Here is a 25,248-nt window from a genome sequence, read left to right on the forward strand (position 1 = left end):
TCTTTTTATATATTACATTCTAGTATTTATCTCGCTATTTGTCAGGCAGTAATGCCCCCCACCTAAAAATTTAGCGAAAGCAAGGAAGTAGGTGAGGGATCAACTTTTCGGAAAAGTCCGATTGGTTCCAAAAGACATATTCTTTCCTTTAAGTTGAGATTGAAAATATTACCAATTTTTTCTTTTACAATGGCAACAAATAAAGAAACATTTACAACGACACTTATTTCGTTTAGAACTCCAATCATCATTACAATGTTTTTCCTGAGAACTCCAATCGTCATCACAATGACACTTTTCTTTAGATTTCCACCAATCATCATTACAATGCTTTTTCTGAGAACTCCAATCATCATCACAATGACGCTTTTCTTTAGATTTCCACCAATCATCACAACAATGCTTTTTCTGAGAACTCCAGCAATCATTTTTCCATGACATTTATTTCTACCTCCTTTCAATAGTGTTCATATTATTCTATGTTTTAATAAAAAAATGGCTTGTTTATTAACCTACTATTTTATCTCTATATGATAGAGTGTTTTCTACTCGATATAGAGTTCATACAAACTATGCTAATTTTTAAGAGATAGTGGAGGGAACTACTACTAGTTATGGTATTTTTTAATAAACATTTGTTGAAGAAAGCGTTCTGATTACAAATAATATCTTATTTTCGAGTACGCTTTTTTGAATGTATATTTCACAATAACAAAGGAAAAATCCACAAATAAAGTCTATGTATATGTGAGTTAATGGGAAAATCTAGTGCGTTTTTAAGGAGCGTCTTATTTAAAAGAAAAAAGGTTTGTTTTAGAAAGCGGTGTCTAAACATTAAATGGAGTAGGACTAAATTCACGGCCGCTCATTAAACAAGCTTTTAATTAGGAGAGGTCTGTTTTTATAATGAATAATGAAAAGAAGGTTTGGTACAATTGCTTGTTTTTTTCTTTTTATGCGTTTGCCTCGTACCCTTTTAAGCTAGTGGACATACTTTACTAATAGAAATGATTAGGGGGTGAGGTATTGGGTTCTCGATTTAATAATTGTAAAAAGAAGTGTACATGTAAACAGGATGATTGTTGGGAAGTATTCGAAGAGTGTAAAAAAGAACAGCATGAGAAATGTGATAATTCTTGTGTACAAGGAATTAGAGATGAACTTAAGAAATTAATTAATCGAACAGTTCAAATTAACACAGAGGGACGTACTTATGTAGGTACTGTTTCGTCTGTAAGTTGTGATGTAGTTAAGCTTGCGGCTATTCCTGGATCGGTTGGAGTAATTATTTCCATTTGCAAAATTGAAGCAATTTTCCCACCTGTTACAACGGTTACGGCTGACTTTGATTTTAATGGTATTGATGTAGCAAACAAGGCATAATTATGCTGCTTTTTTGTAAAGCCATTCACATGAATGGCTTTATTTTAATTTCATATAAAAGGAGAATATATTCTTTATATAGAAATAAGTTTGAGGTTATAAAACATGATGTACGAAAGGAGCAAGGAAGTGATTAAACTAGAAACCTTTAAAAAATCTGATTATAAACAATTAATAAATTGGATTAATTCCGAAGAATTTCTAATACAATGGTCAGGTAATGCCTTCACATTTCCTTTAGACGAACAGCAATTAGAGAAGTATATAGAAAGTGCAAATACATTCGCTTTCAAAGTGGTAGATGAAGAGACTTCAGACGTTATTGGTCATATTTCGCTTGGGCAAATAGATAATATTAACAAGTCCGCTAGAATTGGAAAAGTATTAGTTGGTAATACGAAGATGAGAGGACGTTCTATAGGAAAACATATGATGAAAGCAGTACTTCATATTGCTTTTGACAAATTAAAACTACATAGAGTAACTCTTGGTGTGTATGATTTTAATACATCGGCCATTTCATGTTACGAAAAAATAGGGTTTGTAAAAGAAGGCTTATTAAGAGAGTCAAAAAGAGTAGGAGAAACGTATTGGAATTTATGGGAAATGAGTATGTTAGAATATGAATGGAAGAAGTAGCAACGATAGTAATTTATAATTATATTATGTTAACGAAAGGGTCTTGGTGGGTATAGTGGATAATAAAACAAAAATAATTTCAATTGCAGCTGTTTCGGGGGGAGGTAAAACTACAATTACAGAAAGATTAAAGCATAAGTTTAAAAACTCAAAAGCTTTATATTTTGATAGTTATACATTTGATAACTGTCCTGCTGATATTTGTAAATGGATTGATGATGGGGCGAATTATGACGAGTGGGTATTAACACCATTAATTCATGATATTGAGCAACTTATACAAAATAATAGCTTAGACTATATTATTATAGATTATCCTTTTGCAAACTTAAATAGTGAGATGCGAAAGTTCATTGATGTAACTATATTTATTGATACGCCTTTAGATATTGCGATGGCTAGAAGGATTTTGCGAGATTTTAAGGAAGGTACAATAGATGAAATACATAATGATTTGGAACATTACATGACATATGCGAGAAAAGCTTATTTAGAGGCAATTCATACTGTTAAGCCAAATTCAGATATCATATTGGATGGTTCTTTATCTGTAAGTGAAATAATTAATCACGCTGTAGAGGAACTTGGCCGAAGAGAAATGATTGTCAATGGTTAAATGTATAACAGATGCTGTTAGGTGGATAATTGAAGTAAGGGAGAGATAAATGTGTACACTTTATTTCAATATAATTGGCAAGTAAGAGATGATTGGTTTAAGTGGTGTGAACAACTTTCAGAGGAAGATTTACTTTGCAAACTGGGGGTATGTTAGAAACATTATTTCATATTGTAGATGTAGAGTATAGTTGGATTAGTGCTCTTCAAGGATAAGAAGATAGAGAACAGCAATTTAAAGATTATCAATCGATTCAAAAAGTGAAAGCGTTATTTAATTTATATAAACGAGAACTTGAAGTTTTTTTGCAGTCATAATTATCTAGCCTAGAATGCTAGCACACTTAAAATAAGACGTATAAAAAGTTAATCATTGTGTGCTTTGATTATATAATGTCGGCGAAATAAATAGTGTGAAGGACAGCTATCTTAACAAGTGTTTCATGTAACGTTCATATACTTTAATTTTTTATAATTAATTAAATTTGAATTTTGTTTGTTGTTAAGAAAAGGTGAGAAGAAAATAAAAAAAGAGGGCTAATGCCCTCTTTTTCTTTTAATTTGGTAATTAATCACAGATTGGTATCCCAAGCACTCTTAGAGCTAATGCTACTTGAAGGGAAATCTCTAATCTAGCAATTTCAATACCAGCTACTGAAAGAACTAAAAAAGGTTGTCCGTTTACAAATACAACGCAACTATCCATAGTTAAGCCTCCTTTCTAGTAATCTACTACAGTATATGAATAGAACTTTAATATGTAATAGTTCAATTGTTGGATTTAATAGAATTAATAGATTAACCCATTTAAACTAAACAAACGAATACAACGAAAGGAAACAGAGATGGATGTATGCCTCAAAAAACATAGGTTTTAAGACATGTAATGGGATATGAAATTCATCATATTGGTCAGCTATCTATATGGGCGAGGAAGTTAAACTTGCAACCAGTTTCAGCAAATTTGAAGAGGATGATAGAATTAAAAACCGACTTGCATCTTAAGCGCAAGTCGGTTTTATATATAAGAAGATTTCTTAATTGAAATCCTCGGATTTTTTCTGACGTATATGTAAAAACATTAAGGTGGTAATGATTAAAAAAATCATTATAGTTTGTATAATTAAATTTTTAAACTGAAGTAATATTGTCCAGGATGTAAGGGCGTCTTTAAAAGCTTGGAGTGCAGAGTACGAGGAAGGATCAAAACCATACTGTAGTAACTTTTTTGTTTCAATAAATGAAATGTTTTCTTCATCTGCATCTAATATTACTGAAATTAGTCTAGTATCTCCAAGTTTTGCTGTACTGACAAAACTATAATTACCGTTAGTTGAAAAACTAGTTTGTAAGCCATCAACACCTTGAAGTTTAATGTTTTCATTAAGGGAATATATCATTTTATTCGTATTGAAAACTTGGGAATCTTTGAAGGTAAATTGGTAAGAGGTTAGTTTCGTAATATTCAATACATCTGGAAAATCTTTTACTAATCGTGCTGCTAGTTTAGCTGCATCTATCGCTGTTGTAGTTGATTGTTTATTTGTATCATTATTAATTCCAGTAGAGTTTAGAAATGGAGATGGTTGTAATAACTTTAGTTCTTTTGCTTTTTTATTCATTAATATTGTAAAGTTATCTTCATTTCCAGCAATGTGTTCTGCTAGAGCGAGTGCAGAACGATTATTCCCTGCCAGTAGCAATGCATGAAGTAAATCACGAACCGTTGTTTTATCATTCGATGTTACTTGTATAGGGCTTGTTTCTACTCGGAAAACTTCGTTACTTATTTGTACGAAGTCATCTAACTGTATTTTTCTATCATTTAGTTGCTCCAATACGATATATTCTGTCATTAATTTAGATAAAGCAGCTGATTGTATCGGAGTTTCTTCATTTTTTTTATAAACAATTTCACCTGAATTAGCATTTATTAAAATAGCTGATTTAGCTTGAATAATCGGACCATTTACATAAAGATAAAAATATAAAACGATAAGTGCAGTAATAAAAAAAGATAATAATAAAATAGCGAATTTCTTTAAGAATTGCATAAGCGATCCTCCTATTATGACATCAATACTAGTATTGTAAAAAGGAATGCTTAATTAGGAAGAAAGAAAAGGTAAAGAATTTCTAAAGAATTATAAAGGATTATTAAATTTTGGGCATTAATGGAAAAAGTTCAATTTCTTATATGATAAGAAATTGAACTTTTTATTTATAATATTAACATTTGTATGGGAGTAGTTTTACAGTGAATGTTGTTTTTTCATCATCACTATATACTTCAATTGTTCCTTTATGCAATTCGACTATACTTTTTGCAATAGCTAATCCAAGTCCAGATCCACCAGTGTTTGTAGAGCGAGATTTCTCAACGCGATAAAAACGTTCAAAAATATGAGGTAAATCCGTACTAGGAATAGGTTGTCCGTAATTTGTTATATCAATTGTAATCATATTATTGCTTTCATAAGCAGTAAGGTCAATATAGCGACCTTCGCTTCCATAAGCGATAGCGTTTATAATAAGATTTTCAAACACACGCACTAATTTTTCACCATCAGCTAATACCATGAGCTTTTGAGATGGGAAAGAAGGTCGACATTCTATATTTGCTTCTTGAAATTGTATACGGAATTGAACAGTTAATTGTCCAAGTAACTCTACTATGTCAATAGGAACAGAATACAAGCTTAACTCTTTATTTTGAACACGTGTATATTCGAACAAGTCATTCATTAATGCATTAAGACGAGTTACTTTATCGTAAATGACTTGAATATAGTATCGCAATTCTACTTCATCTCTATAATTATCATGATGGATTAAATTTACGTATCCAACTATAGAAGTAAGGGGAGTGCGTAAGTCATGTGATACATTTGTAATAAGTTCACTTTTTGCTTGTTCCGCTTGTCTTTCTTCATCAATGGAGACTTTTAATTGTTCAACAATTTCATTGACCCCGATTGCTAATTCTTCTAGATAATTATGATTTACAATAGAAACTTTATGATTGAAGTTTCCATTTGCAATATAACGAATTTCTTCTATCATTTTTTTAATACAAGTTTCATAGTAAAGTTTTTTCTCGTGGCGATAAAAAATGTAAAGATAGGATGAAAAAATAGAAAATAAAAACAAATAAGATACAATCATCATCCATAACGATTCTTTAATCCCTTTATACTTTTCATAACCAAAAATTCGAATGAATTCTTTACCGAGTTCAGTTAGAGTAAGTGAACTCTCAATTACACTCGTAACGAGGCGATAAATAATTAATTCAGTAATAGGCGTGAGTGTGATAGCTAATAAGAGCCAAAAAATAAGTTTCCATTTAGGGATATCTTTTAATATATCAAATGCTTCATTTCTCAATTTTATAGCCAACTCCCCAAACAGTGTGAATAAATTTCTCTCCATTTATTACTGTTTCAAGTTTATCCCGTAAGTTGCTAATATGGACCATTACAGTCTTATTTGAACCGTAACCATCTTCATTCCAAACGCGTTCAAAAATTTCTTCTGAACTAAATACTCTTCCTGTATTACTTGCAAGCAAATATAAAATATCGAATTCAATAGAGGTTAGTTTAATATACTCTCCATTTACTTTAACAGTATGATTATGTTTGTGTATTTCAACAGAGCGAATACGAATAATACCATCTTCATTCTTTTGCGAAGTAGCGTTTTGGAAAGATGATCTTCGTAATAAAGCTTTCACTCTTGCTACTAATTCTAATGGATTGAATGGCTTGATCATATAATCATCGGCACCTGTCATAAGACCTAATATTTTATCCATATCTTCTGCTTTTGCACTAAGCATTAGAATTGGTACAGTATTATTTTCACGCACTTCCTGACAAACTTCTAATCCGTTTCGCTTTGGCATCATAATATCCAAAATCATAAGGTCAACTTCATATGTAGAAACCTTTTGCAATGCTTCATCGCCATCATAAGCTTTATAAATGTTATAGCCTTCATTTCGCAAATAAACAGCAAGTAATTCAACAATTTCTTTATCATCATCAATAATTAATATGTTTTTATTCATTGTGTAGTTCCTTTCCTTACAAATCATCAACATTACTATAATATCAAACATTTATGTACTTGTAGCGATGATTCTGTATAAAATTTCATGTAACGTATTAAAAAGGAGTAAAAAGATTAATAACGAATATAAAATAACGAGGATATTTAGATCCTACATTATAATGAAAGTTAGTTATAAGGGGGATTTTCTATGTTATGTAATGATATATATTCATTTACTCCAACTGGAAAAATAGAAAATGATATTAAAGCTTTTCTACTAAAATATAATAAAGAGTTTACATATAAACATTCAATTCGTGTGGCAAATGTGGCAAAAAAGATTGCAGAAAAGTTTCACGTAGATAAAGAAAAAGCAGCAATTGCAGGATATTTACATGATATTAGTGGCATTTTTCCGAACGAGGAGCGGATTGCAGTTACTGAAGAATTTGGTGTAGAAATAGTGGAAGCAGAAAGAAAGTTTCCTATGATCATTCATCAAAAACTATCGAGAGTAATCGCAAAAGAAATATTTAAAGTAGAAGATGAAGAAATTTTAAATGCAATTTGTTGCCACACAACGTTGCGTAAACATGCAACGAAGATGGATTTAGTATTATTTGTTGCAGATAAAATAGAATGGGATCAAAAAGGGACACCACCATATTTAATAGAAATAAAAAAAGGATTGGAAAAATCTTTGGAAAAAGCAGCTTTTGTATATATTTCATATTTGTGGGAAAGGAAAGATACATTGAAAGTTATACATCCATGGCTAGAAGAAGCATACTGGGATTTAAAAGGAATTGTACAGTAGAAAGGACAAGGAAATGCAATTAAAAGAATATATGAATCAAACATTTCCAGGAGTTACATTAGTACCCTACTTATATTCTTAGTGGGAAAATCATTTACATTTTGATTTTGGAAAAGATAAATATCAAATTGTAGAAGGAACCGACAATTTAAATACGGAATACTTTTCTCAACTATATACATATAATAAATTCTTATTTGAAGACATATTTTCAAAAGAAGATGTAGTGTTTGTAGTGACAAATGTTTATAGATTTAAAAAGGAAAATATAAAAACTCCACAGAAAATAAATGTATACAATAAATATATTAAGAAAAGAGATTTAAGGTTTCATATAAGATAAGAAACGTTACCGTTCTTATTTGAAGATGAAGAAGCAGATTTATATTGTACATATCATTTTTCTTTAAAATGCCTTGCGGAACATATTAAATATGAATCGCTTATACAAGTTGCTAATCATGAGGATTTCTTTGATTTATATCCTCGATTTGGACGAAAAAAAGAAATTTCTTATCCAGATGTATTTCTCATAAATGCAACGAAAGATATTGTCATGTTTATGTATGATGATAGAGGATGTGAAGTAATTGCGAAGAATAAAGAAATAATACGAGATTTATATAAGAAATACAAAGAATGGATTCCAGATTATGAACGAGAAAGTATAGATAACTTATTTAAATGACAATAGGGGAAGTGAAGCGTGTAATGAAACGTATTGCAATTGTATCTGCATGGGAACCAGAACTGACGTATTTGCATCAACATTATCCAAGTGAACGTGTTGAAAAAAGAGCAGCTTGGGAATTTCATTTTCATACTATTAATGAGCTGGAAATTATATCAGTTGTTACTGGTGTCGGTAAAGTAAGCTGCGCTAGTTGTGTACAATTGTTAATTAGTGAGTTTCAGCCAGATGAGTTGTTTATGACAGGAATATGCGGAAGTTTATCAAACAAGGTGAAAAACGGTCATATTGTAGTCGCACTAAACGCAATACAACATGATGTTACTGCTGCTGGTTCAGGAGAAGATGTTTTTAATTTATATAACGGTAGAACAGCACCTATTGAAACAACAAAATCACTTGTAAGAAGAATAAAAAAAATACGATCGTATGATCCGATACATTTCGGTACATTTTTATCAGGAGATCAACGTATTCGTAGTTCAGAAATGAGATATTTACTCCATACCGTATATGGAGCATTGGCAGTTGATCAAGAAGTAGCAGCTTTCGCCTATGTATGCCAAATAAATAAAAAACCATTTCTCTGTTTAAAAGCTGCTTCAGATCAAGCAAATGATAAAACGAAAGAAGAACAAAAAATCTTTAAAATGCTAGCATGTGAAAGAGCATGTGAGCATTTAATTGCTTTTTTACGTGTTTATGAGGTTAATGTAGTAAATAATAGATAGTTTGTTATAAAACAAATCAATAGTGAGTTATATGTAGGGAAATGTCCGCTCATTTCAAATTAAGAGCTGAAATTTATAATAGATGGAATATATTATATGGGTACACGTTGAGTTTAATATAAGCAGTTGGAGGGCAATTTTATATGATTCAATATAAAAGGTGTAGTGAAGTAAATATTGATTTAGTATATGAAGCTTTTAAAGATGGATTTTCAGATTACATTATTAAGATGGAGGTTTCAAAAGAGGATTTTATACAACGTTTTTTGGGACCAGAAGGTAATTTGCTAGAACATTCTTTTCTTGCTTTAGAAGAAGGCAAATCTGTTGGCGTAATACTAGGTGGCATAAAGGATTATGAAAGTATAAAGACTATGCGCTGCGGAACATTAGCGGTTCATCCTAATTACCGCGGTATTGGTGTGAGTCAAAAATTATTTGAACTGCATAAAGAAGAGGCGATTCAACATGGATGTAAGCAACTTTTTCTCGAAGTCATTGTAGGAAACGACCGAGCGATTCATTTTTATAATAAGTTGGGCTATGAAAAAGTGTACGATCTTTCTTATTATAATTTAAATGATTTGACTAAAATAAAGAATAAAGTTTGTAAGGATATTGAAGTAAAACAATTAGAATTTCCAACTTTTAAAGATGAAATTCAGAAATGGTTAAACTTCCATATAAATTGGCAAAATGATATTGATTATATCAAAAAAACAAATAATGTATTTTATGGTGCATATGTTGATAATGACTTAAAAGGCTCTCTATGCGTAACTGAACAAGGTAAAATTAGTTTTATTTTCGTAGACAAAGGTTATAGAAATATTGGTGTTGGGATGAAATTATTACAAGTAGCAAGAGAAGAATTAAATTTATCAAGTTTATCAATTGGGTTTCCTAACAATAATTTATTAGAGGGTTTTTTTAAGAAATGTGGATTTGAAAAGAATTCTTTAGCGCAATATGAAATGTATTTATTACTCTAAGAGCGGAAAGATTTATTCTTTTCGTTTTTTATTTTGCTGTTATGTTGGTAAATGCTCCGCAATTATAATTTATAATGAGAGGGATTTTGTTTATCCTTAAGTTATTTTTTTAATTGTCAATTTCTTGCTAATAATTTTCTTTGTATAATATTCTAATTTTATGTAGAATAGATACGATGGGAGGGGATGAAAATGAATAATGGATTAAAGTTTAAGATTTTTGAATTGCATTGTCTCGTTCAAAAGACTTATTCTGATATTAAAATAGCATGTGATATTGCTATTTATCAAGAAAACACTTCTAAATATTTAATTTCATTAGGATTTTTAAATAAATCATATATGACTTATATAGAAGCAAAAAGATTCTATCGCGAAAATGAAGAGCTTGTAAGTGTAGAATTTGATAATTTTTTTGATATGTATGATAAATTAGAAAATGAATTAAAACAAGTTATTTCAACTGAAGATAAAAATCCTTCATCGCTACATAACAGATTTGATCAGTTTCAGCAGAAAGTTGAAAATATAAATGACCTAATAAAAGTATTGCAAAATGCTCGTTAATGAATGCTTTTTTCTTTTTTGTATAGAAATTATGTATTAAAAACATTTTAGGGATATTATATATTGAAGAGGTGGCTTTTGTAGATTACAAAAGTCATCTTTTTATGTTAGGAATAGATTGTATACATTTTAGCAGTTTCATATAAATAATAGAAATTTATACGAGGTAAATACCATGGGAAATAAAAAAGAAATAGCTATAGTTGCATTAACAACAGGATTTGTTTTAACAAGTGTAACACCATATGGAGTAGGTCATGCAGAGGAACCTGGTCAAATGCAAGTTGAAATTCAAGAGGATTCATTCCGTACAGGTGATCTTACACAACCATCAAAAAAGGCGCCAGAGAATGTAGTGAAAGATGCACTTAAGGAAAATACGGAGCATGCTTTGTCTCCAAAACAAGTTAGTGCAGAAACAGGAGTAGATTACAAGGTTCTTCAAAAACGTGGTTCTTATGATGGAACTACACTTGTGCGCATGCAACAAATATATGAAGGAAAAGAAGTGTATGGCCACCAGTTAACTGCTCACGTAGATAAAAAAGGTATTATTAAAAGCATTTCAGGAGCTAGCGCACAAAATTTAACACAAGAAGATTTAAAGAAACCTATTAATTTATCAAAAGAAGAAGCGAAACAATATATTTATAAAAAGTACGGAAACGACATTAAATTTATTTCTGAACCAGAAGTTAAGGCGGTTATTTTTGTTGATGAAAATCATGGGCAGGCTAGCAATGCATATCAAGTTACATTTGCTGCTACAACACCAAATTATGTATCTGGAACTTATTTAGTGAATGCTCATAATGGCGATATGTTAAAAGATATGGTACAAGAATCAAGTTTGAAAATAAGTGAAGAGTATGTTGAATCCGTTAAGGAAAATAAAACTAGCAATTTCACATCATTAACTGGAACAGGAAAAGATGATTTAGGCGTAACTCGTACATTTGGTATTTCTAAACAGACCAGTGGGAATTATGCGCTTGCTGATTACACAAGAGGGCAAGGAATTGAGACATATGATGTAAATTATAGAGATATTACAAATGAAGAAAGTTATTATCCTGGCATACTAGCAACTAGCGCTTCAACAACATTTAATGATCCAAAGGCGGTAAGCGCTCATTTCTTAGCAACAAAGGTATATGATTTTTATAAAGAAAAATATAATCGTAATAGTTTTGATAATAAAGGAAAAAAGTAGTTTCAGTTGTACATGCATGGGATTCTGGAGGAACAAATGATCCTGAAAATTGGGAGAATGCATTTAGTACTAATATTAATAACATCAGTATGCTTTTATATGGAGATCCTATGGTAAAAGCGTTCGATATAGCCGGTCATGAATTTACACACGCAGTTACATCAAGTGAATCTAACCTTGAATTCTCAGGAGAATCTGGGGCAATTAACGAGGCATTATCGGATATTATGGGAACGGCTATAGAGAAATACATAAATAATGGGGAATTTAACTGGACAATAGGAGAGCAAACTGGATCGATTTTTCGTAATATGAAAAATCCAACTGCAATTAATTTTTCAGAAGGACTACCGTATCCCGATGATTATAGTAAATATAATGATTTAAATGGAGAGGATTATGGAGGCGTACATTTTAATTCAAGTATTATTAATAAAGTTGCGTATTTAATTGCACAAGGTGGTACTCATAACGGTGTAAATGTAAATGGTATTGGTGAAGATAAAATGTTTGATATTTTCTATTATGCAAATACTGATGAATTAAACATGACTTCTGATTTCTCTGAATTGAAATTGGCATGCCTTAAAGTCGCAGCTAATAAATATGGAACGAACTCAATTGAAGTTCAAGCAGTCCAAAATGCTTTTGATGCGGCAAAAATTACAGGAACGGTGAAAGAAAACGAAAAAACAGCAGAAAACCAAGCTCCAGAGTTAACTGTACCGTTTACGATTACACTACGTGTAGGTGATACGTTTGATCCAATGAGAAATGTAAAAGCTGTTGATAAAGAAGATGGTGATTTAACAAATAAAGTAAAGCATAAAGGCGATGTAGATACTTCAAAACCAGGTACATACATTGTGGAATACCTGGTTGTTGATTCTCAAGGGGGGAATGCAACGGCTACACAGACTGTAATTGTAGAGGGAAATGGCGAAACATCAGATTTAGAACCTAAATTAACAGTGCCTGTTGGAGCGACAATTCATGTAGGAGATTCATTTGTTCCAATGGCAGAAGTATTAGCTATCGATAAAGAAGACGGTGATCTTACTTCTAAAATCAAAGTTGATGGTGAAGTAGATACAAATAAAGCCGGTACTTACGTATTAAAATACACAGTCACAGATTCAAAAGGCCATGAAGTAACGGCGAAGCAAACTGTAACGGTCAAAGTTAGAGAAGAAGTTAAAAATGATAAACCAATACTAAAAGTACCTGCTACAACTTCAATTACTGAGGGTGATCAATTTGATCCGTTGATAGGAGTATCAGCTACTGACAAAGAAGACGGTGACCTTACTTCTAAAGTAGCGTATGAAGGAACTATAGATACAAATAAAGCCGGTATTTATGAAATAATATATAGTGTAAGAGATTCCGTGGGTAATGAGGTAAATACGATACAAAAAGTATTAGTGAAAGATAAAGAAACTAGCAAACCTAATGGTCTTGCTAATAAGACAAACAACAGTAATACCGATAAAAAAGAATATACATATAAGGAGCTTCCAAAGACGGGTGTAAGTACAACTAACAGTGCAGCAATCGGCATATTGATGATTATTACAGGCACAGTACTCACTTTTGTTCGCAAATTTAGAAAGATACAAAAATAATAGTAGGGATCATTCGTTTGAAGAAAAGAGTTCATTATTCAAAAGAAATAAAATAGAAAGTAAGTAAAACAAAATATGGATTTTTTACTTAATAAGATTTTAGTAGTTAAGCGGTGCATTTGGCTTCTATAAAAATTTGTAGTTGGATCATGTTCTGTCTACAAAACTACATTACATAAAAAACACGTTACTATTCTCATTAAAATAAAAGAATAGTAACGTGTTTTTTGGTTTGGAAAAAGCATAAATCCTATAGTTCATGAATCTGGGAGTGCTTCTAATCTGCCATTGATAAGTTACTGAAAATATTTTGTTTTAATGGAAGTGTCACTCTAAATGACAACATGAGATTTTCGGTATTTACCAGGTGTTTCGTTGGTGAATTTTTTAAAAATTTTAGTGAAATAGCTTTGATCGCTAAAATTAAGCGAAGCGCATATGTCTGATAAAGGATAGGTGGTGAAAGTTAATAATTTCTTTGCTTCTTCGACTCGTTCACGTTGAATGTACTCAATTAATGAAATACCGACCTCTTTTTTAAATAATATAGATAAATAATCTGAATTCACATTTGCAAATTTAGCAAGTTGTTTAACAGATATTGGATTGTAAATATTTTTAAAAATATAGTTTTTGCAGATAGCAATAGTCTGTGAATGTTGCTGTGTTTTTTGTGCCTTTACACGGTCTGCAAAGGTACAAAAAGTATTTTTTAACAAATCCCAAACAGATTCTTTGTCTTTTAAATCTTCTGTTCTTTGAATATGTAAATCATAAATTTTGTAAGCAATCCCAGATGGAAGTCCCCCTTTTATCGCATATCTAGTAGCGAGCGTGATGGATGAAATACAAATGTTTTTATGACGTCTTAATTGATGGAATGAAGATAAAGATGAAAGAGTCTCTTGTTGGAATTCGTAATAATATTTGAGTACGGTTTCTTTATCCCCGTTTTCTATAGAACCAAGTAATTGCTGCTCTATATATAAATTATGATAAATGGATTCGTCTTTTTGCATTGAAATATATACATCTTCGTTTAAGATTCTGCTATGACTTATATGAAGTGAATCACTGTTATTTGAAAAGGTGCTTACATCTGAATTTTTTTTATAGAGAATGTTATAGAACAATATTGCTATATTTACAAAGAAATTTTGATCTTTGACTGACAATGAAAAATAATGGTCTCTTGTTCTTTTATAATTTGGAATGAAATTAAGGTTACTATCCGTTTTACTTGTAGAAAAATTTACATGTGCCAAGGGCCCAATAATAACAGTACCGTTCACCATATAATCGCTCTTTATGTGAATTAAAATGAAGTGCCCTAGATGTTCGTGAGTTCTGAAGATGGGGGAATTATATGTATCATTTCTCTGAAAAAGGATATGTAACTGTTCTATTTTTGATGTATATAACGAATGTGAATCATTTTTGGATTTAAATTCTAAAAGAATATTTTTGTTACAATCTAAAAAACAAACTGGAATTTCGAAAGATTGAAAAAACATATTGCAAATGTACTCTATCTCAACTAGACTGAGTTTTTTAGTCATATTCTTCCTCCTTACAGTTATGCGTAATAGTTAAATAAACATATATTCCTTTTTCATAAGTAGATACGGAAAACCTTTATCAATAAAAAATATAAATAAAAGTTATAAACTTCTAAGAATAATACCATAATTTAACATGAATAGCACATATTATTTGAATATACAGGTAATAGTTTTGGACAGTAACGTAAAATATGAATCGTCACACTTATTTGTTGGTTATTACTTATATGTATTAAAAAATGATTAAGATTGGATTTTAAATAGGGATAGGAAGTGAGATATGAATAGATTGACAGTAAGTGACTAGTAGAAATTAGCAGTGAAAGCTATTATGTAACAAATGTAATGATTCTTGAAATAGGGATATACGTGTAATTTAGGGGAGAAAATTACATATATCATGCGGAGAGACAACGTAATAATAGAAGATAAGAAAAGTGAATAAGTGATTGTAATCAATGGATTGTTGGACGACTATGTTTTATGTTATTCGTTTAACTCTGATACTTGGCACACTATTGCTTTTAAGAAGGTAATAGTAGTAAAGAAATTTTTAAAATGATAGAAGTAGTAAAGGGGATAAGAGAAATGAAAAAAATATTTAGTGTGCTTTTAGTGTTATTCTTAACATTTTCTACATGGTCTAGTGTATTAGTAAAGGCAGATTCATCATCTAAAGGTACTTTAACGATTCATAAGTATGAACAAGAAAAAGATGGAGCGCAGGGACTAGAAGGTGACGGTTCTGCAAATCAAGAGGTGCCAAAAGATGTGAAACCATTAAAAGGTGTAACGTTTGAAGTGAAAAGGGTTGCTTCTTTTGAAAAAATTTCAAACGATGGGAAAATCGTAAAAGAAGACGTGAAACCTGTAATGGGAGCCACTCCAAATCAAGTAGTAACAGATGATAACGGACAAGTTGTATTAAAAGATCTTCCGCTAGGACGTTATGAGGTGAAAGAAGTGGCAGGACCTCCACATGTTAATCTAAATCCCAATACGTATACAGTGGATATCCCATTAACGAATAAAGAGGGTAAGGTGCTAAACTATGATGTTCACATGTATCCTAAAAATGAGGTTAAACGTGGTGCAGTGGATTTAATAAAAACTGGTGTAAATGAAAAAGCATTAGCAGGTGCAGTATTCTCTTTATTTAAAAAAGACGGTACAGAAGTGAAAAAAGAGTTAGTAACAGATGCTAATGGTCATATTCGCGTGCAAGGATTGGTGTATGGAGAATACTATTTCCAAGAAACAAAAGCTCCGAAAGGCTATGTAATAGATCCAACTAAACGTGAGTTTTTTGTTAAGAACTCGGGAACAATTAATGAAGATGGAACTATTACTTCTGGTACAGTAGTTAAATTAGAAGTGAAAAACTATGAAGAACCAATAATTGATAAAAAGATTAACGGAAAATTGGAAGCGTTACCAATCAATCCGTTAACTAATTATAATTATGATATTAAAACATTAATTCCAGAAGACATTAAGGAATATAAAAAATATGTGGTAACAGATACTTTGGATAATCGTTTAGTGATTCAAGGAAAGCCAATTGTGAAAATTGATGGAGCAGAAGTAAATGCAAGCATTGTAGAGATAGCTATAGAAGGTCAAAAAGTAACAGCTACAGTAAAAGATTTCACAAAATTAGATGGTAAAAAAGAATTTCATTTGCAAATTAAATCTCAAGTAAAAGAAGGAGTACCATCTGGTTCGGAAATTTTAAATACAGCAAAAATTGATTTTACAAATAAAAATGATGTAATTGGAGAAAAGGAATCTAAACCTGTAGTTGTTGTTCCGACAACTGGAATAATTGAGTTAACAAAAATTGATGGTGCTAATAAGAATAAATTAAAAGGTGCAGAGTTTGTACTTAAAGATAAAAATGGAAAAATAGTTGTTGTAGCAGGAAAAGAAGTAACAGGTGTATCAGATGAAAATGGTGTTATTAAATGGTCTAACATTCCATATGGAGACTATCAAATTTTTGAAACGAAAGCACCAACATATACAAAAGAAGATGGTACAAAAGCTTCTTATCAATTATTAAAAGATCCCATTGATGTAAAGATTAGCGAAAATAATCAAACGGTTAAATTAACGATTGAAAATAATAAAAGTGGATGGGTTCTTCCGGTAACGGGTGGCATAGGAACGACTCTTTTTACTGTAATAGGCCTTACGTTAATGGTTACAGCGGCATTTGTTTTCTTTAGAAAAAAGTTTGCTAATAATTAAGATTTTAGGAACATGTAACTATGGGAAAAGGGGTGAAGCAAAATGCTTCCCTCTTTTCGATATTTAAGCATATACAGAGGTGGAAATATGAAACGAAATCTTGTTTTGGGAGGTATTTTTTTATTTGGATTAGGTGTTTTTTTATATCCTACTATTAGTAATTGGTTGGCGACTCGTGCACATTATTCTGAGATTAGCTCTTACGATAAGAAGATCAAAGCGCTACAAAAGAAAGAAGTCGAACGTAGGGAAAAAGAAGCAGCCGAATATAATAAACAAGTTCACACTTCCACGAAAACATTTACTGATCCATTTTCTGAAAAAAAAAGTAATCATCAAGCATATGCTGATGCGTTAAATTTAGGAGATGTAATGGGGTATATTGAAATATCGAAAATTAATATAAAACTGCCAATCTATCAAGGGACATCTGAGGAAGTATTGAGCCGCGGGATAGGTCATTTAGATTTTTCTTCGCTCCCGATAGGTGGAGAAAATACGCACACTATTTTAACAGGGCATCGTGGTTTACCATCAGCAAAATTATTTACAGATTTAGATAAGTTGAGCGAAGGAGATCTCTTTTATATTCATTCTTTAGACAAAGTTCTTGCTTATAAAGTAGATCAAATTAAAGTAGTGTTACCACACGAAACGGACGATCTACAAATTGTAGAAAATAAAGATTATACAACTTTAATTACGTGTACGCCTTATGGAGTAAACACCAATAGATTGCTAGTTCGAGGTGTGCGTGTGGAGTTAAACGAGAATGAAAAACAAAAAGTGAGTACAGAGATATTTATATTTAATAAGTGGACTGTAATAGTTCCAATCCTATTGTTATGTGTGTTTCTAGTCGTAATTTATAAGAAAAGGTTAACTCGATAGAATGTATTTATTTATCCTGCATTAATGGACATTGGGACCGGAAATTCAGAGATAAGTAAAGAAGATATATAGGGAATGAAGTAAATCCTCATTGATAAACATGTCATTTTATTCGACTATAAAAAAATACGGTAAAGGTGGGAACAAAGGAATTGAGGCTACGATTAAAGCTGGTAAGTATTCATTTTATTGTTTTGTTAATGTTAAGTGTAAGTTTTGTCGTATATGTACCAAAAGAAGCATATGGATCCACGACAAACTTAGAAGGTCTAGGTGATATATCGCGTTATAATGCAGTTGTCTTTGGTAACCATAAAGCAATAGGTGGCGACATTGAAGGAGCAATTGCAGTTCAAGGTGATATGGATGCATCGGGGTATACAATTGTAGGTGCTGCAGCGGGAACATCTAATATAGTAGGTGAAAAATGGGTTGATGAGGGATATCCGTCCTTGTTATTGTCTGGAAAATTTAAGAAATCAAGAGAAGAATCTTTTATCATTCAAAACGGAATAGTCGTAATGACAAAAGAGAGTGATCCAGATCGCATCATACAATCTTCTTATGATCATATCGTTTATAAAGAAAAACTAGAAATTGACGCGAAATTTAATGAATTTCGCAATATAGTGAACCAAGTCAGTAAAAATGCTGGTCAATATAAAACGAATACCCCAATTCCAAATATGAGTTATGGAATCGGAAAAGATATAAACAATTCTAATATTTATGTTTCATCAGAATTGACAGGGAAAAACAATTTAGATATAAGAGATGTATTTTTACCGAGTGCTAAGGACAAAGATTTTATTGTTATTTATTCGGATGCAACAGAGGTTACATTTAAAAATGGGTCTATTCTATATGACACGAACAATATTGGAAGGGCTACAGATATAGTTCCTACATCACAACCATATTCTCCTAATTCCCCGTTTACTGAGCTATACGGGAAAGTGATTTGGGTTTTTCCAAATGCGAAAAAAATTACAACAGAGGGATATGGTGTCGTTGGGAGTGTGTTTGCTCCCAATGCTGTATTAGAAACAAAAGGCGGCTCGATTAATGGACAAGCATTTGTCGGCGCGGTACAACAAACTGGTGGATTTGAATTTCACAATTTCAAATTTAACTGGCAACATTGGAACAAGCCTAGTACAGGAAAAGTAAAAATAAAAAAGGTTGATAGTAATAATGATAATAAAAAATTGGTGGGAGCAAAGTTTAAAATTGAAGATTTAAATGGGAAAATAGTTGGAGAACTAGTAACAAATGAAGAAGGAGAAGCGATATCAAAAGACTTACCAATAGGAAACTATACTTTAGTGGAAAAAGAAGCACCTAAAGGTTACGAATTATCAAAAGATAAAATAGCTGTAAAAGTAGAGAAAGATGCAGAAGTAGAAATTAAAATAGGAAATAAGAAATTGCCAGATCCAATGGGAAAAATGAAGCTTGTGAAAGTAGACATAAGTGATAAAAATAAAAAGCTAGCAGGAGCAAAGTTTAAAATTGAAGATTTAAATGGGAAAATAGTTGGAGAACTAGTAACAAATGAAGAAGGAGAAGTAATATCAAAAGACTTACTAATAGGAAACTATACCTTAGTGGAAGTAGAAGCACCTAAAGGTTATGAATTATTAAAAGATAAAATAACTGTAAAAATAGAAAAAGATGCAGAAGTAGAAATTAAAATAGGAAATAAGAAATTGCCAGATCCAATGGGAAAAATGAAGCTTGTGAAAGTAGACATAAGTGATAAAAATAAAAAACTAGCAGGGGCAAAGTTTCATATAGAAGATGCAAAAGGAAAAGTAGTTGGAGAGTTAATAACAGATGAAAAAGGAGAAATGATATCAAAGGACTTACCAATAGGAAACTATACCCTAGTGGAAATAGAGGCACCTAAAGGTTATGAATTATTAAAAGATAAAATAGCTGTAAAAATAGAAAAAGATACAGTAGTAGAAATTAAAATAGAAAATAAGAAATTGCCAGATCCGACTGGGCAATTTGAAATTGAAAAAGTTGATGATAAGGATAGTGAATTAAAGCTAAAAGGCGCTGTATTTCAAGTGTTAGATAAAGAAGGGAAAGAACTTAGTAGATTAATAACGGATGAAAAAGGAAAGGTAATTTCCAACCAATTAGCAATTGGTAAGTATACGATTAAAGAAATAAAAGCACCGAACGGATACATGTTACTTAGAGATCCAATAGAAATAGAAATTACAGAAGCAGTAAAGACACAAAAAATAACAGTGAAAAATGCGAAGAATAATTGGGTAATTCCTAATACTGGTGGGAGCGGAACAACAATTTTTTACGTAATTGGTATTATGCTAATGTTTGGTGTGCTATATTTCTGTAAGAAAAATCGTATATTATGAACTGATTTTATAGAGTTAGACAGATTGTTGCGTTAGAGAGTTTTTAGGGCATGAGTTCGGTATTGTACTGGACTCATGTTACTACATTTGTTGAAGGAGGAAGGATAATAGTAAACATAGAATATATTAATGAATTAAAATGTTTAAGAGGTGAACATGGTGGCAATAAAACAAGACGAAATTAAAGTAGTTGTCGGAGCTGGAGTGTTTAATAATAATCCAGGCTGGATTCAAACGCAAGAAGATGAACTTAACTTACTAGATAAAGCTACGTGGGAAGAAAGATTTGAATACAACTCTATTTCAGCTATTTTAGCTGAGCATGTATGGGAACACCTTACTTTTGAAGAAGGTGTAAGAGCAGCTGAAATCTGTTATGAATTTTTAAAACCATCTGGTCATATTCGGTGCGGAGTCCCTGATGCATTCTTTCAGGATGAGGTATATCAAAATATAGTTCAAATAGGGGGACCCGGTCCGAAAGATCATCCAGCAGCAAGTCATAAAATCGTTCATAATTATAAAACATTAACGAAAATGTTTGAAACTGCTGGATTCGAGGTAGTTTTACTTGAATATTGTGATGAAAATGGTCGGTTTTATTACAACGAATGGGATGCAAACGACGGTGTTATTTTCCGTTCGAAAAGGTATGATTCTAGAAATAAAGGCGATAAACTTGGTTTTCCATCGCTAATTGTCGATGCGATTAAGCGCTAATCATTCAACAAAAAAGGAGTTAATCCTATGATTTCATAAGTCGCAAATGCGGCTTTTTTATTTGTACGTAAATCTATATTTAATTTTCAATACTATATAACTCGATTTAGAAAATATTTAAGTTTTTCTCAGCGTCATTCGCTTTAAATTAACACTTCGTTGACATAAATATTTATTTTATATTTATATTCGTGTAAAATGAAATAAGAACATATATTCTATATAAGGAGGCAATCAAAATGATAGCTGAAATTGGGAAACTAACTGATGGATATATTGTAAAATTTGAACGTGAATTTCCATATACGGTAGAGGAAGTTTGGTCTGTATTAACAGAAAACAGTAAGCTGAAAAAATGGATGTCCAATTTACAGATTGAAAGCCTTAAAACGGGTGGAATAATAAAGTTCGACATGATGGACGGTTCATTCATAAATATTGATATTTTAGAGTGTCAACTAAACTCAGTACTTGAATTTACTTGGGATAAAGACCGTGTCCGATTTGAAATACATAAAGAGGAAAATGGTACTCTTTTACTTCTTAAAGAGTACATTCATGAATTAACAGATCATACACCGAGAGATGTAGCTGGTTGGCATATTTGTTTAAATCTTTTTTCTTGCGTTTTAGAAGGAGAAGAGAAAGAATTTTCTAAAAAAGAATGGCAACAATGGTTTGAAATATACAAGGGTAAGATTCATGAAGTTAGAGGATAATTACATAATAGGTAATATTCATTATGTAATTATTATATTATAAAAATGCTTTTATGGATAAATAAGAATAGAGGTTAATATGAAAGTAAATCAATTAATTGCTAATAACATAAATAAATTAGATGCAACTATACCGTTTAATAAATCGTTTGGAATTGCTGGGTTATCTGGATCGGGTAAAACAACTTTTTGCCAAACAATTGGTGAAGAGTCAAAAAAACGATTAGTTTCTTTATTACCAAAGGCTGAATATCAATATTTATTTCCTAACATTATGGAAACAAATTTTAGTGCTATTAAGATGGAAGAAATGCCATTAGTACTTTTTTTAGGGAAATCATCGATTTCGTCTAATCCACGTTCAACGATTGGTACTCATACTGGTGTTTTTACAGAGGTTCGGGAAAAACTTGCTGAAGTATTTAATCTTTCTCCAGAGGTCTTTTCATTTAATAATCAATTAGGCTGGTGTACTGGTTGTAAAGGCCGTGGTACTACAAAAAATGTTGAGTGTAAAAAATGTAAGGGAAAACGTTATAGTGAAGAAATTGAAAAACATGAAATTGATTTGTTGGCCAAGCCACATTCAATTTCAAATATTAATGATTTAAGTGTTGAATCTATTCTTTCAATAGCAAAACAATTAAATATTAGTGAGGAAAAACAGCATATACTGCAAAATATTATTAATATGAACACTGGTTATTTAACATTAAATCGAATTATGGGTACGTTGTCAGGTGGAGAGTTAACACGACTTTATTTGGCTGAATTCATGGCAGTAAGTGAAAATGCTGTAATTATTATTGATGAGATTTCAGTTGGACTTGATCATGAAACATTATTACAAATTTTAGAAGAGATTAAACGATTAGGGTGTAAAAATCAAATTTGGCTTATTGATCATTCAGATACGGTACTAGATACAACTGATGAGCAATTGTTCTTTGGACCTGGTAGCGGAAAATATGGCGGGAAAGTTGTGAAAGAATCACCAAGACCAAAGTCAATACTGTGGGAGCGAAATAAAGAAATACCAACAGAATATTATACATTCTATGATTTATATTGCCGTAATATCCAAATGGCGGAGTTTCAAATTCCTAAAAACAGGCTTGTAACGGTTACAGGAGAATCGGGATGTGGGAAATCTACACTTGTCAACGAATGTCTAGCTACAGATTTTTTAAAACGATATCCAAAAGATAAATTAGTTATGGTAGGACAAGACCGAAATCAATCAATTACAAGTCGATCAACTGTAGCAACTTTCCTAGATATTAAAAAGAAACTCACAAAGTATAGTGAAGACATTGATGATATTTTTGAGCGCTCGATTGAGGATATTATTGATGAACTTCCAAATGAAGATATCGCTTATAAACGTTTGAGCTTACTAATTAAATTAGGGCTCGGCTATTTAACATTAGAGAGAAAAACACAAACATTATCGACAGGTGAGTTTCAATGTGTTCATTTAGTTTCGGAATTATTTGCAAACACTAGAAATCCACATACATTATTCATTTTTGATGAGCCTTCAAAAGGTTTATCACAAAATATTTTAAATCAATTTATCGATAGTATTAGAGGTATTCTGCAAGATGAATCAGTTTCTATCATTATGATTGAGCATAATCGTTACATGTTAGAAAGCTCTGATTATATAGTTGATTTTGGAAAAAGGCAGAATGAATCTGTAGAGCTATTTGGATGTTAGTTAAACATGAGGATTACTATCGTACAAAAAAGTAATGTGAATAGCACAGAGAAAATAAATATCTCTTCAATGCTTAAGCAGAAAAAAGGAGTTCACTATTTAGAAGAAAATCATATTAACTATTTTAAAAATGCCGAAAATGTTTATAAGGGCGGTATTTTAAAAAGTTTATCATCAATGGCTAGGTTAATTTATGGTGAATATGAATCTGATACAATCGCACCTGTTATTGCTATTGATCTTGAAAGACATTTATATAGTCAATATAGTTTCTTATATGAGATTGGTGGATTAATTAATCATATTGTAGCTGCTCATCCAATTAATAAAGATACGAGAAGTTTTGATTTCTATTCACAGGACAATCATTGTCCATCTTGTTCTGGACGTCTTCAAATTGAAGTTTTTGATAAAGATATTGCCATTCAAGATAAAAGTGTTCCATTTTGGGATGGGCTATTCGATCAAGAAATCATGAAGGTATTAAAATTTTATCAGCATGAAAAAATAGAATTTCTATTCGAAGAAATAAAAAATGAGCTTGGTCACGATTTGTCAAAGAGCTATAATGATATGTCAGAAGAAGAAAAGCATACGTTTTGGTACGGATATTTTGAAAAATCATTTTATGATAAAAAAGGAAAGACACGCAGAACATGGGTAGGGTTTAATACAATTATTGGTGGATATATTGTTATTTCAAAAGCACCTATTAAAGAAGAAATTAAGAGTTCAAAAAAAATGATGAAATGTCCAATTTGTGAGGGGACGGTTTTAAATCATCATAAACCACTTAAATTTGGTAACGTAGATATTCGTGAAATAATCAATCAGCCTATTAATAAAGTATTGAAAATAGTTGGTGATTTACCGGCACTTGTTAAATTGAAGTCTATTGTTGGTGGCGATATGGTATTGACGGAAGATGTTTCTTTATTGCCCAGAAAAGCACAAGTTGCATTGAAAATGTTTGAATTAGAACAAGCAAGCTTTTCAAACTATGAAATGGTGTTACAAAATGTCTTACCATTCTGGAGCGAAATAAAAGGAAATATCGAATCCATTAGTGTTAATAATCAGGTAACTGTTTGTGATTTCCCTAATGTTTATGAAACGAGAGAAACCATTATAGATAAGTATTTCACAAATGGTAAATATAAAAAACTTACGTATGTATACGAAGCGTTTGGATACAAAAAATTAGTTACCCAAATTAATAAAATTAAAAAAAGTAATCCATGTCCATTTTGTAAAGGTAAGAAAGTGATAACCGAAGATAATTTACATGATGGTGTCTTTAAACTAACAATTCCATGTGTAACTTGTAATGCAAGTGGTATTAATGACGAAGGGTTAAAAGAAGTTGTCGAGGGCGTGGATGTACAAACGTGGTTAACTGGAAAAGTAAGTGATGTTGTGAATGAAAGCTTATTAACAGAAGCTGTTGGACAAATACCCATTTTCAATCGCATACGTGAGTTGGATAAACGAGATATGATGGCGGTTTATGAATGTCTTGAGAGTAATCAGTAAATTTTATTAATATATGTTTTATTAATATAAATTAATAAAACATATATTCTTTATAATGTATATATTAGCGCAGTATGATTAATACAAGGTAATGAAAGAAGATCCAATTTCTTAATATCAAAATTAAGAAATTG

Annotated in this window: 18 protein-coding genes and 4 pseudogenes; 16 read left to right on the top strand and 6 right to left on the bottom strand. The window is 31.2% G+C overall.

What is annotated here, in order from left to right:
- Positions 1 to 62: 62 nt before the first annotated feature.
- Positions 63 to 428 carry a hypothetical protein gene (locus HMPREF1014_RS12465; protein ID WP_000560148.1) on the bottom strand — a complete coding sequence of 122 codons (366 nt, stop codon included), beginning with the start codon at positions 426 to 428 and terminating at the stop codon, positions 63 to 65.
- 598 nt (positions 429 to 1,026) lie between these two features.
- Here HMPREF1014_RS12465 and HMPREF1014_RS12470 point away from each other — a divergent pair.
- From HMPREF1014_RS12470 to HMPREF1014_RS31565, 4 genes and pseudogenes are all read left to right on the top strand, one after another.
- A complete protein-coding gene (locus HMPREF1014_RS12470; protein WP_000535573.1) occupies positions 1,027 to 1,383 on the top strand; it encodes a hypothetical protein in 357 nt (118 codons plus the stop codon).
- 105 nt (positions 1,384 to 1,488) lie between these two features.
- The gene (locus HMPREF1014_RS12475; RefSeq protein WP_000990086.1) at positions 1,489 to 2,022 is read left to right on the top strand and encodes a GNAT family N-acetyltransferase; all 534 of its coding nucleotides are present in this window, start codon (positions 1,489 to 1,491) and stop codon (positions 2,020 to 2,022) included.
- 46 nt (positions 2,023 to 2,068) lie between these two features.
- Positions 2,069 to 2,638, top strand: a complete 570-nt coding sequence (locus HMPREF1014_RS12480; protein ID WP_370940960.1) for a nucleoside/nucleotide kinase family protein — start codon at positions 2,069 to 2,071, stop codon at positions 2,636 to 2,638.
- Between the two features lie 51 nt (positions 2,639 to 2,689).
- A pseudogene (locus HMPREF1014_RS31565) lies at positions 2,690 to 2,949 on the top strand (DinB family protein); the annotation flags it as partial.
- A 256-nt stretch (positions 2,950 to 3,205) separates the two neighbouring features.
- Here the strand turns inward: HMPREF1014_RS31565 and HMPREF1014_RS12490 are convergent.
- From HMPREF1014_RS12490 to HMPREF1014_RS12505, 4 genes are all read right to left on the bottom strand, one after another.
- Positions 3,206 to 3,343, bottom strand: a complete 138-nt coding sequence (locus HMPREF1014_RS12490; protein WP_000376554.1) for a DUF3956 domain-containing protein — start codon at positions 3,341 to 3,343, stop codon at positions 3,206 to 3,208.
- Between the two features lie 331 nt (positions 3,344 to 3,674).
- Complete coding sequence (locus tag HMPREF1014_RS12495; RefSeq protein WP_001160043.1) at positions 3,675 to 4,691, bottom strand: D-alanyl-D-alanine carboxypeptidase family protein; 1,017 nt, start codon at positions 4,689 to 4,691, stop codon at positions 3,675 to 3,677.
- A gap of 175 nt (positions 4,692 to 4,866) precedes the next feature.
- Positions 4,867 to 6,024: a sensor histidine kinase gene (locus tag HMPREF1014_RS12500; RefSeq protein WP_001243309.1), complete on the bottom strand. Its 1,158-nt coding sequence runs from the start codon at positions 6,022 to 6,024 to the stop codon at positions 4,867 to 4,869.
- The gene (locus HMPREF1014_RS12505) at positions 6,014 to 6,709 is read right to left on the bottom strand and encodes a response regulator transcription factor (protein WP_001038807.1); all 696 of its coding nucleotides are present in this window, start codon (positions 6,707 to 6,709) and stop codon (positions 6,014 to 6,016) included. The genes HMPREF1014_RS12500 and HMPREF1014_RS12505 overlap by 11 nt, the downstream gene beginning before the upstream one ends.
- Positions 6,710 to 6,901: 192 nt before the next feature.
- Between HMPREF1014_RS12505 and yqeK the strand changes: the two genes are divergently transcribed.
- The 6 genes and pseudogenes from yqeK to HMPREF1014_RS12535 all read left to right on the top strand — a co-directional run bounded on the left by yqeK (position 6,902) and on the right by HMPREF1014_RS12535 (position 13,329).
- The gene (yqeK, locus tag HMPREF1014_RS12510; RefSeq protein ID WP_000882446.1) at positions 6,902 to 7,510 is read left to right on the top strand and encodes a bis(5'-nucleosyl)-tetraphosphatase (symmetrical) YqeK; all 609 of its coding nucleotides are present in this window, start codon (positions 6,902 to 6,904) and stop codon (positions 7,508 to 7,510) included.
- Positions 7,511 to 7,523: 13 nt separating this feature from the next.
- Positions 7,524 to 8,198 (top strand): annotated as a pseudogene (locus HMPREF1014_RS31250) (DUF3885 domain-containing protein).
- Positions 8,195 to 8,932, top strand: a complete 738-nt coding sequence (mtnN, locus tag HMPREF1014_RS12520) for a 5'-methylthioadenosine/S-adenosylhomocysteine nucleosidase (RefSeq protein ID WP_001987381.1) — start codon at positions 8,195 to 8,197, stop codon at positions 8,930 to 8,932. The pseudogene HMPREF1014_RS31250 and the gene mtnN overlap by 4 nt, the downstream one beginning before the upstream one ends.
- Before the next feature lie 143 nt (positions 8,933 to 9,075).
- Positions 9,076 to 9,924 (top strand): GNAT family N-acetyltransferase, encoded by an 849-nt coding sequence (locus tag HMPREF1014_RS12525; protein ID WP_000617062.1) that lies wholly within the window; start codon positions 9,076 to 9,078, stop codon positions 9,922 to 9,924.
- Between the two features lie 192 nt (positions 9,925 to 10,116).
- Positions 10,117 to 10,491: a hypothetical protein gene (locus tag HMPREF1014_RS12530; RefSeq protein ID WP_001059023.1), complete on the top strand. Its 375-nt coding sequence runs from the start codon at positions 10,117 to 10,119 to the stop codon at positions 10,489 to 10,491.
- A gap of 175 nt (positions 10,492 to 10,666) precedes the next feature.
- Positions 10,667 to 13,329, top strand: a pseudogene (locus HMPREF1014_RS12535) (M4 family metallopeptidase).
- A gap of 332 nt (positions 13,330 to 13,661) precedes the next feature.
- Here the strand turns inward: HMPREF1014_RS12535 and HMPREF1014_RS12540 are convergent.
- On the bottom strand, positions 13,662 to 14,888 hold the full coding sequence (locus HMPREF1014_RS12540) for an AraC family transcriptional regulator (protein ID WP_000162829.1): 1,227 nt from the start codon (positions 14,886 to 14,888) through the stop codon (positions 13,662 to 13,664).
- Positions 14,889 to 15,479: 591 nt separating this feature from the next.
- Here HMPREF1014_RS12540 and HMPREF1014_RS12545 point away from each other — a divergent pair.
- The 6 genes and pseudogenes from HMPREF1014_RS12545 to HMPREF1014_RS12570 all read left to right on the top strand — a co-directional run bounded on the left by HMPREF1014_RS12545 (position 15,480) and on the right by HMPREF1014_RS12570 (position 25,114).
- A complete protein-coding gene (locus HMPREF1014_RS12545) occupies positions 15,480 to 17,141 on the top strand; it encodes an LPXTG cell wall anchor domain-containing protein (protein WP_000719313.1) in 1,662 nt (553 codons plus the stop codon).
- An 87-nt stretch (positions 17,142 to 17,228) separates the two neighbouring features.
- A complete protein-coding gene (locus HMPREF1014_RS12550) occupies positions 17,229 to 18,032 on the top strand; it encodes a class C sortase (protein ID WP_000828082.1) in 804 nt (267 codons plus the stop codon).
- Positions 18,033 to 18,184: 152 nt separating this feature from the next.
- Positions 18,185 to 20,422 carry an MSCRAMM family protein gene (locus tag HMPREF1014_RS12555; protein ID WP_001239470.1) on the top strand — a complete coding sequence of 746 codons (2,238 nt, stop codon included), beginning with the start codon at positions 18,185 to 18,187 and terminating at the stop codon, positions 20,420 to 20,422.
- Positions 20,423 to 20,581: 159 nt separating this feature from the next.
- A complete protein-coding gene (locus HMPREF1014_RS12560; protein ID WP_025966173.1) occupies positions 20,582 to 21,142 on the top strand; it encodes a class I SAM-dependent methyltransferase in 561 nt (186 codons plus the stop codon).
- 239 nt (positions 21,143 to 21,381) lie between these two features.
- Complete coding sequence (locus HMPREF1014_RS12565; protein ID WP_000559844.1) at positions 21,382 to 21,861, top strand: SRPBCC family protein; 480 nt, start codon at positions 21,382 to 21,384, stop codon at positions 21,859 to 21,861.
- Between the two features lie 79 nt (positions 21,862 to 21,940).
- A pseudogene (locus HMPREF1014_RS12570) lies at positions 21,941 to 25,114 on the top strand (ATP-binding cassette domain-containing protein).
- Positions 25,115 to 25,248 lie beyond the last annotated feature (134 nt).

This window comes from Bacillus sp. 7_6_55CFAA_CT2, from assembly GCF_000238655.1.
Taxonomy (GTDB): Bacteria; Bacillota; Bacilli; order Bacillales; family Bacillaceae_G; genus Bacillus_A; species Bacillus_A cereus.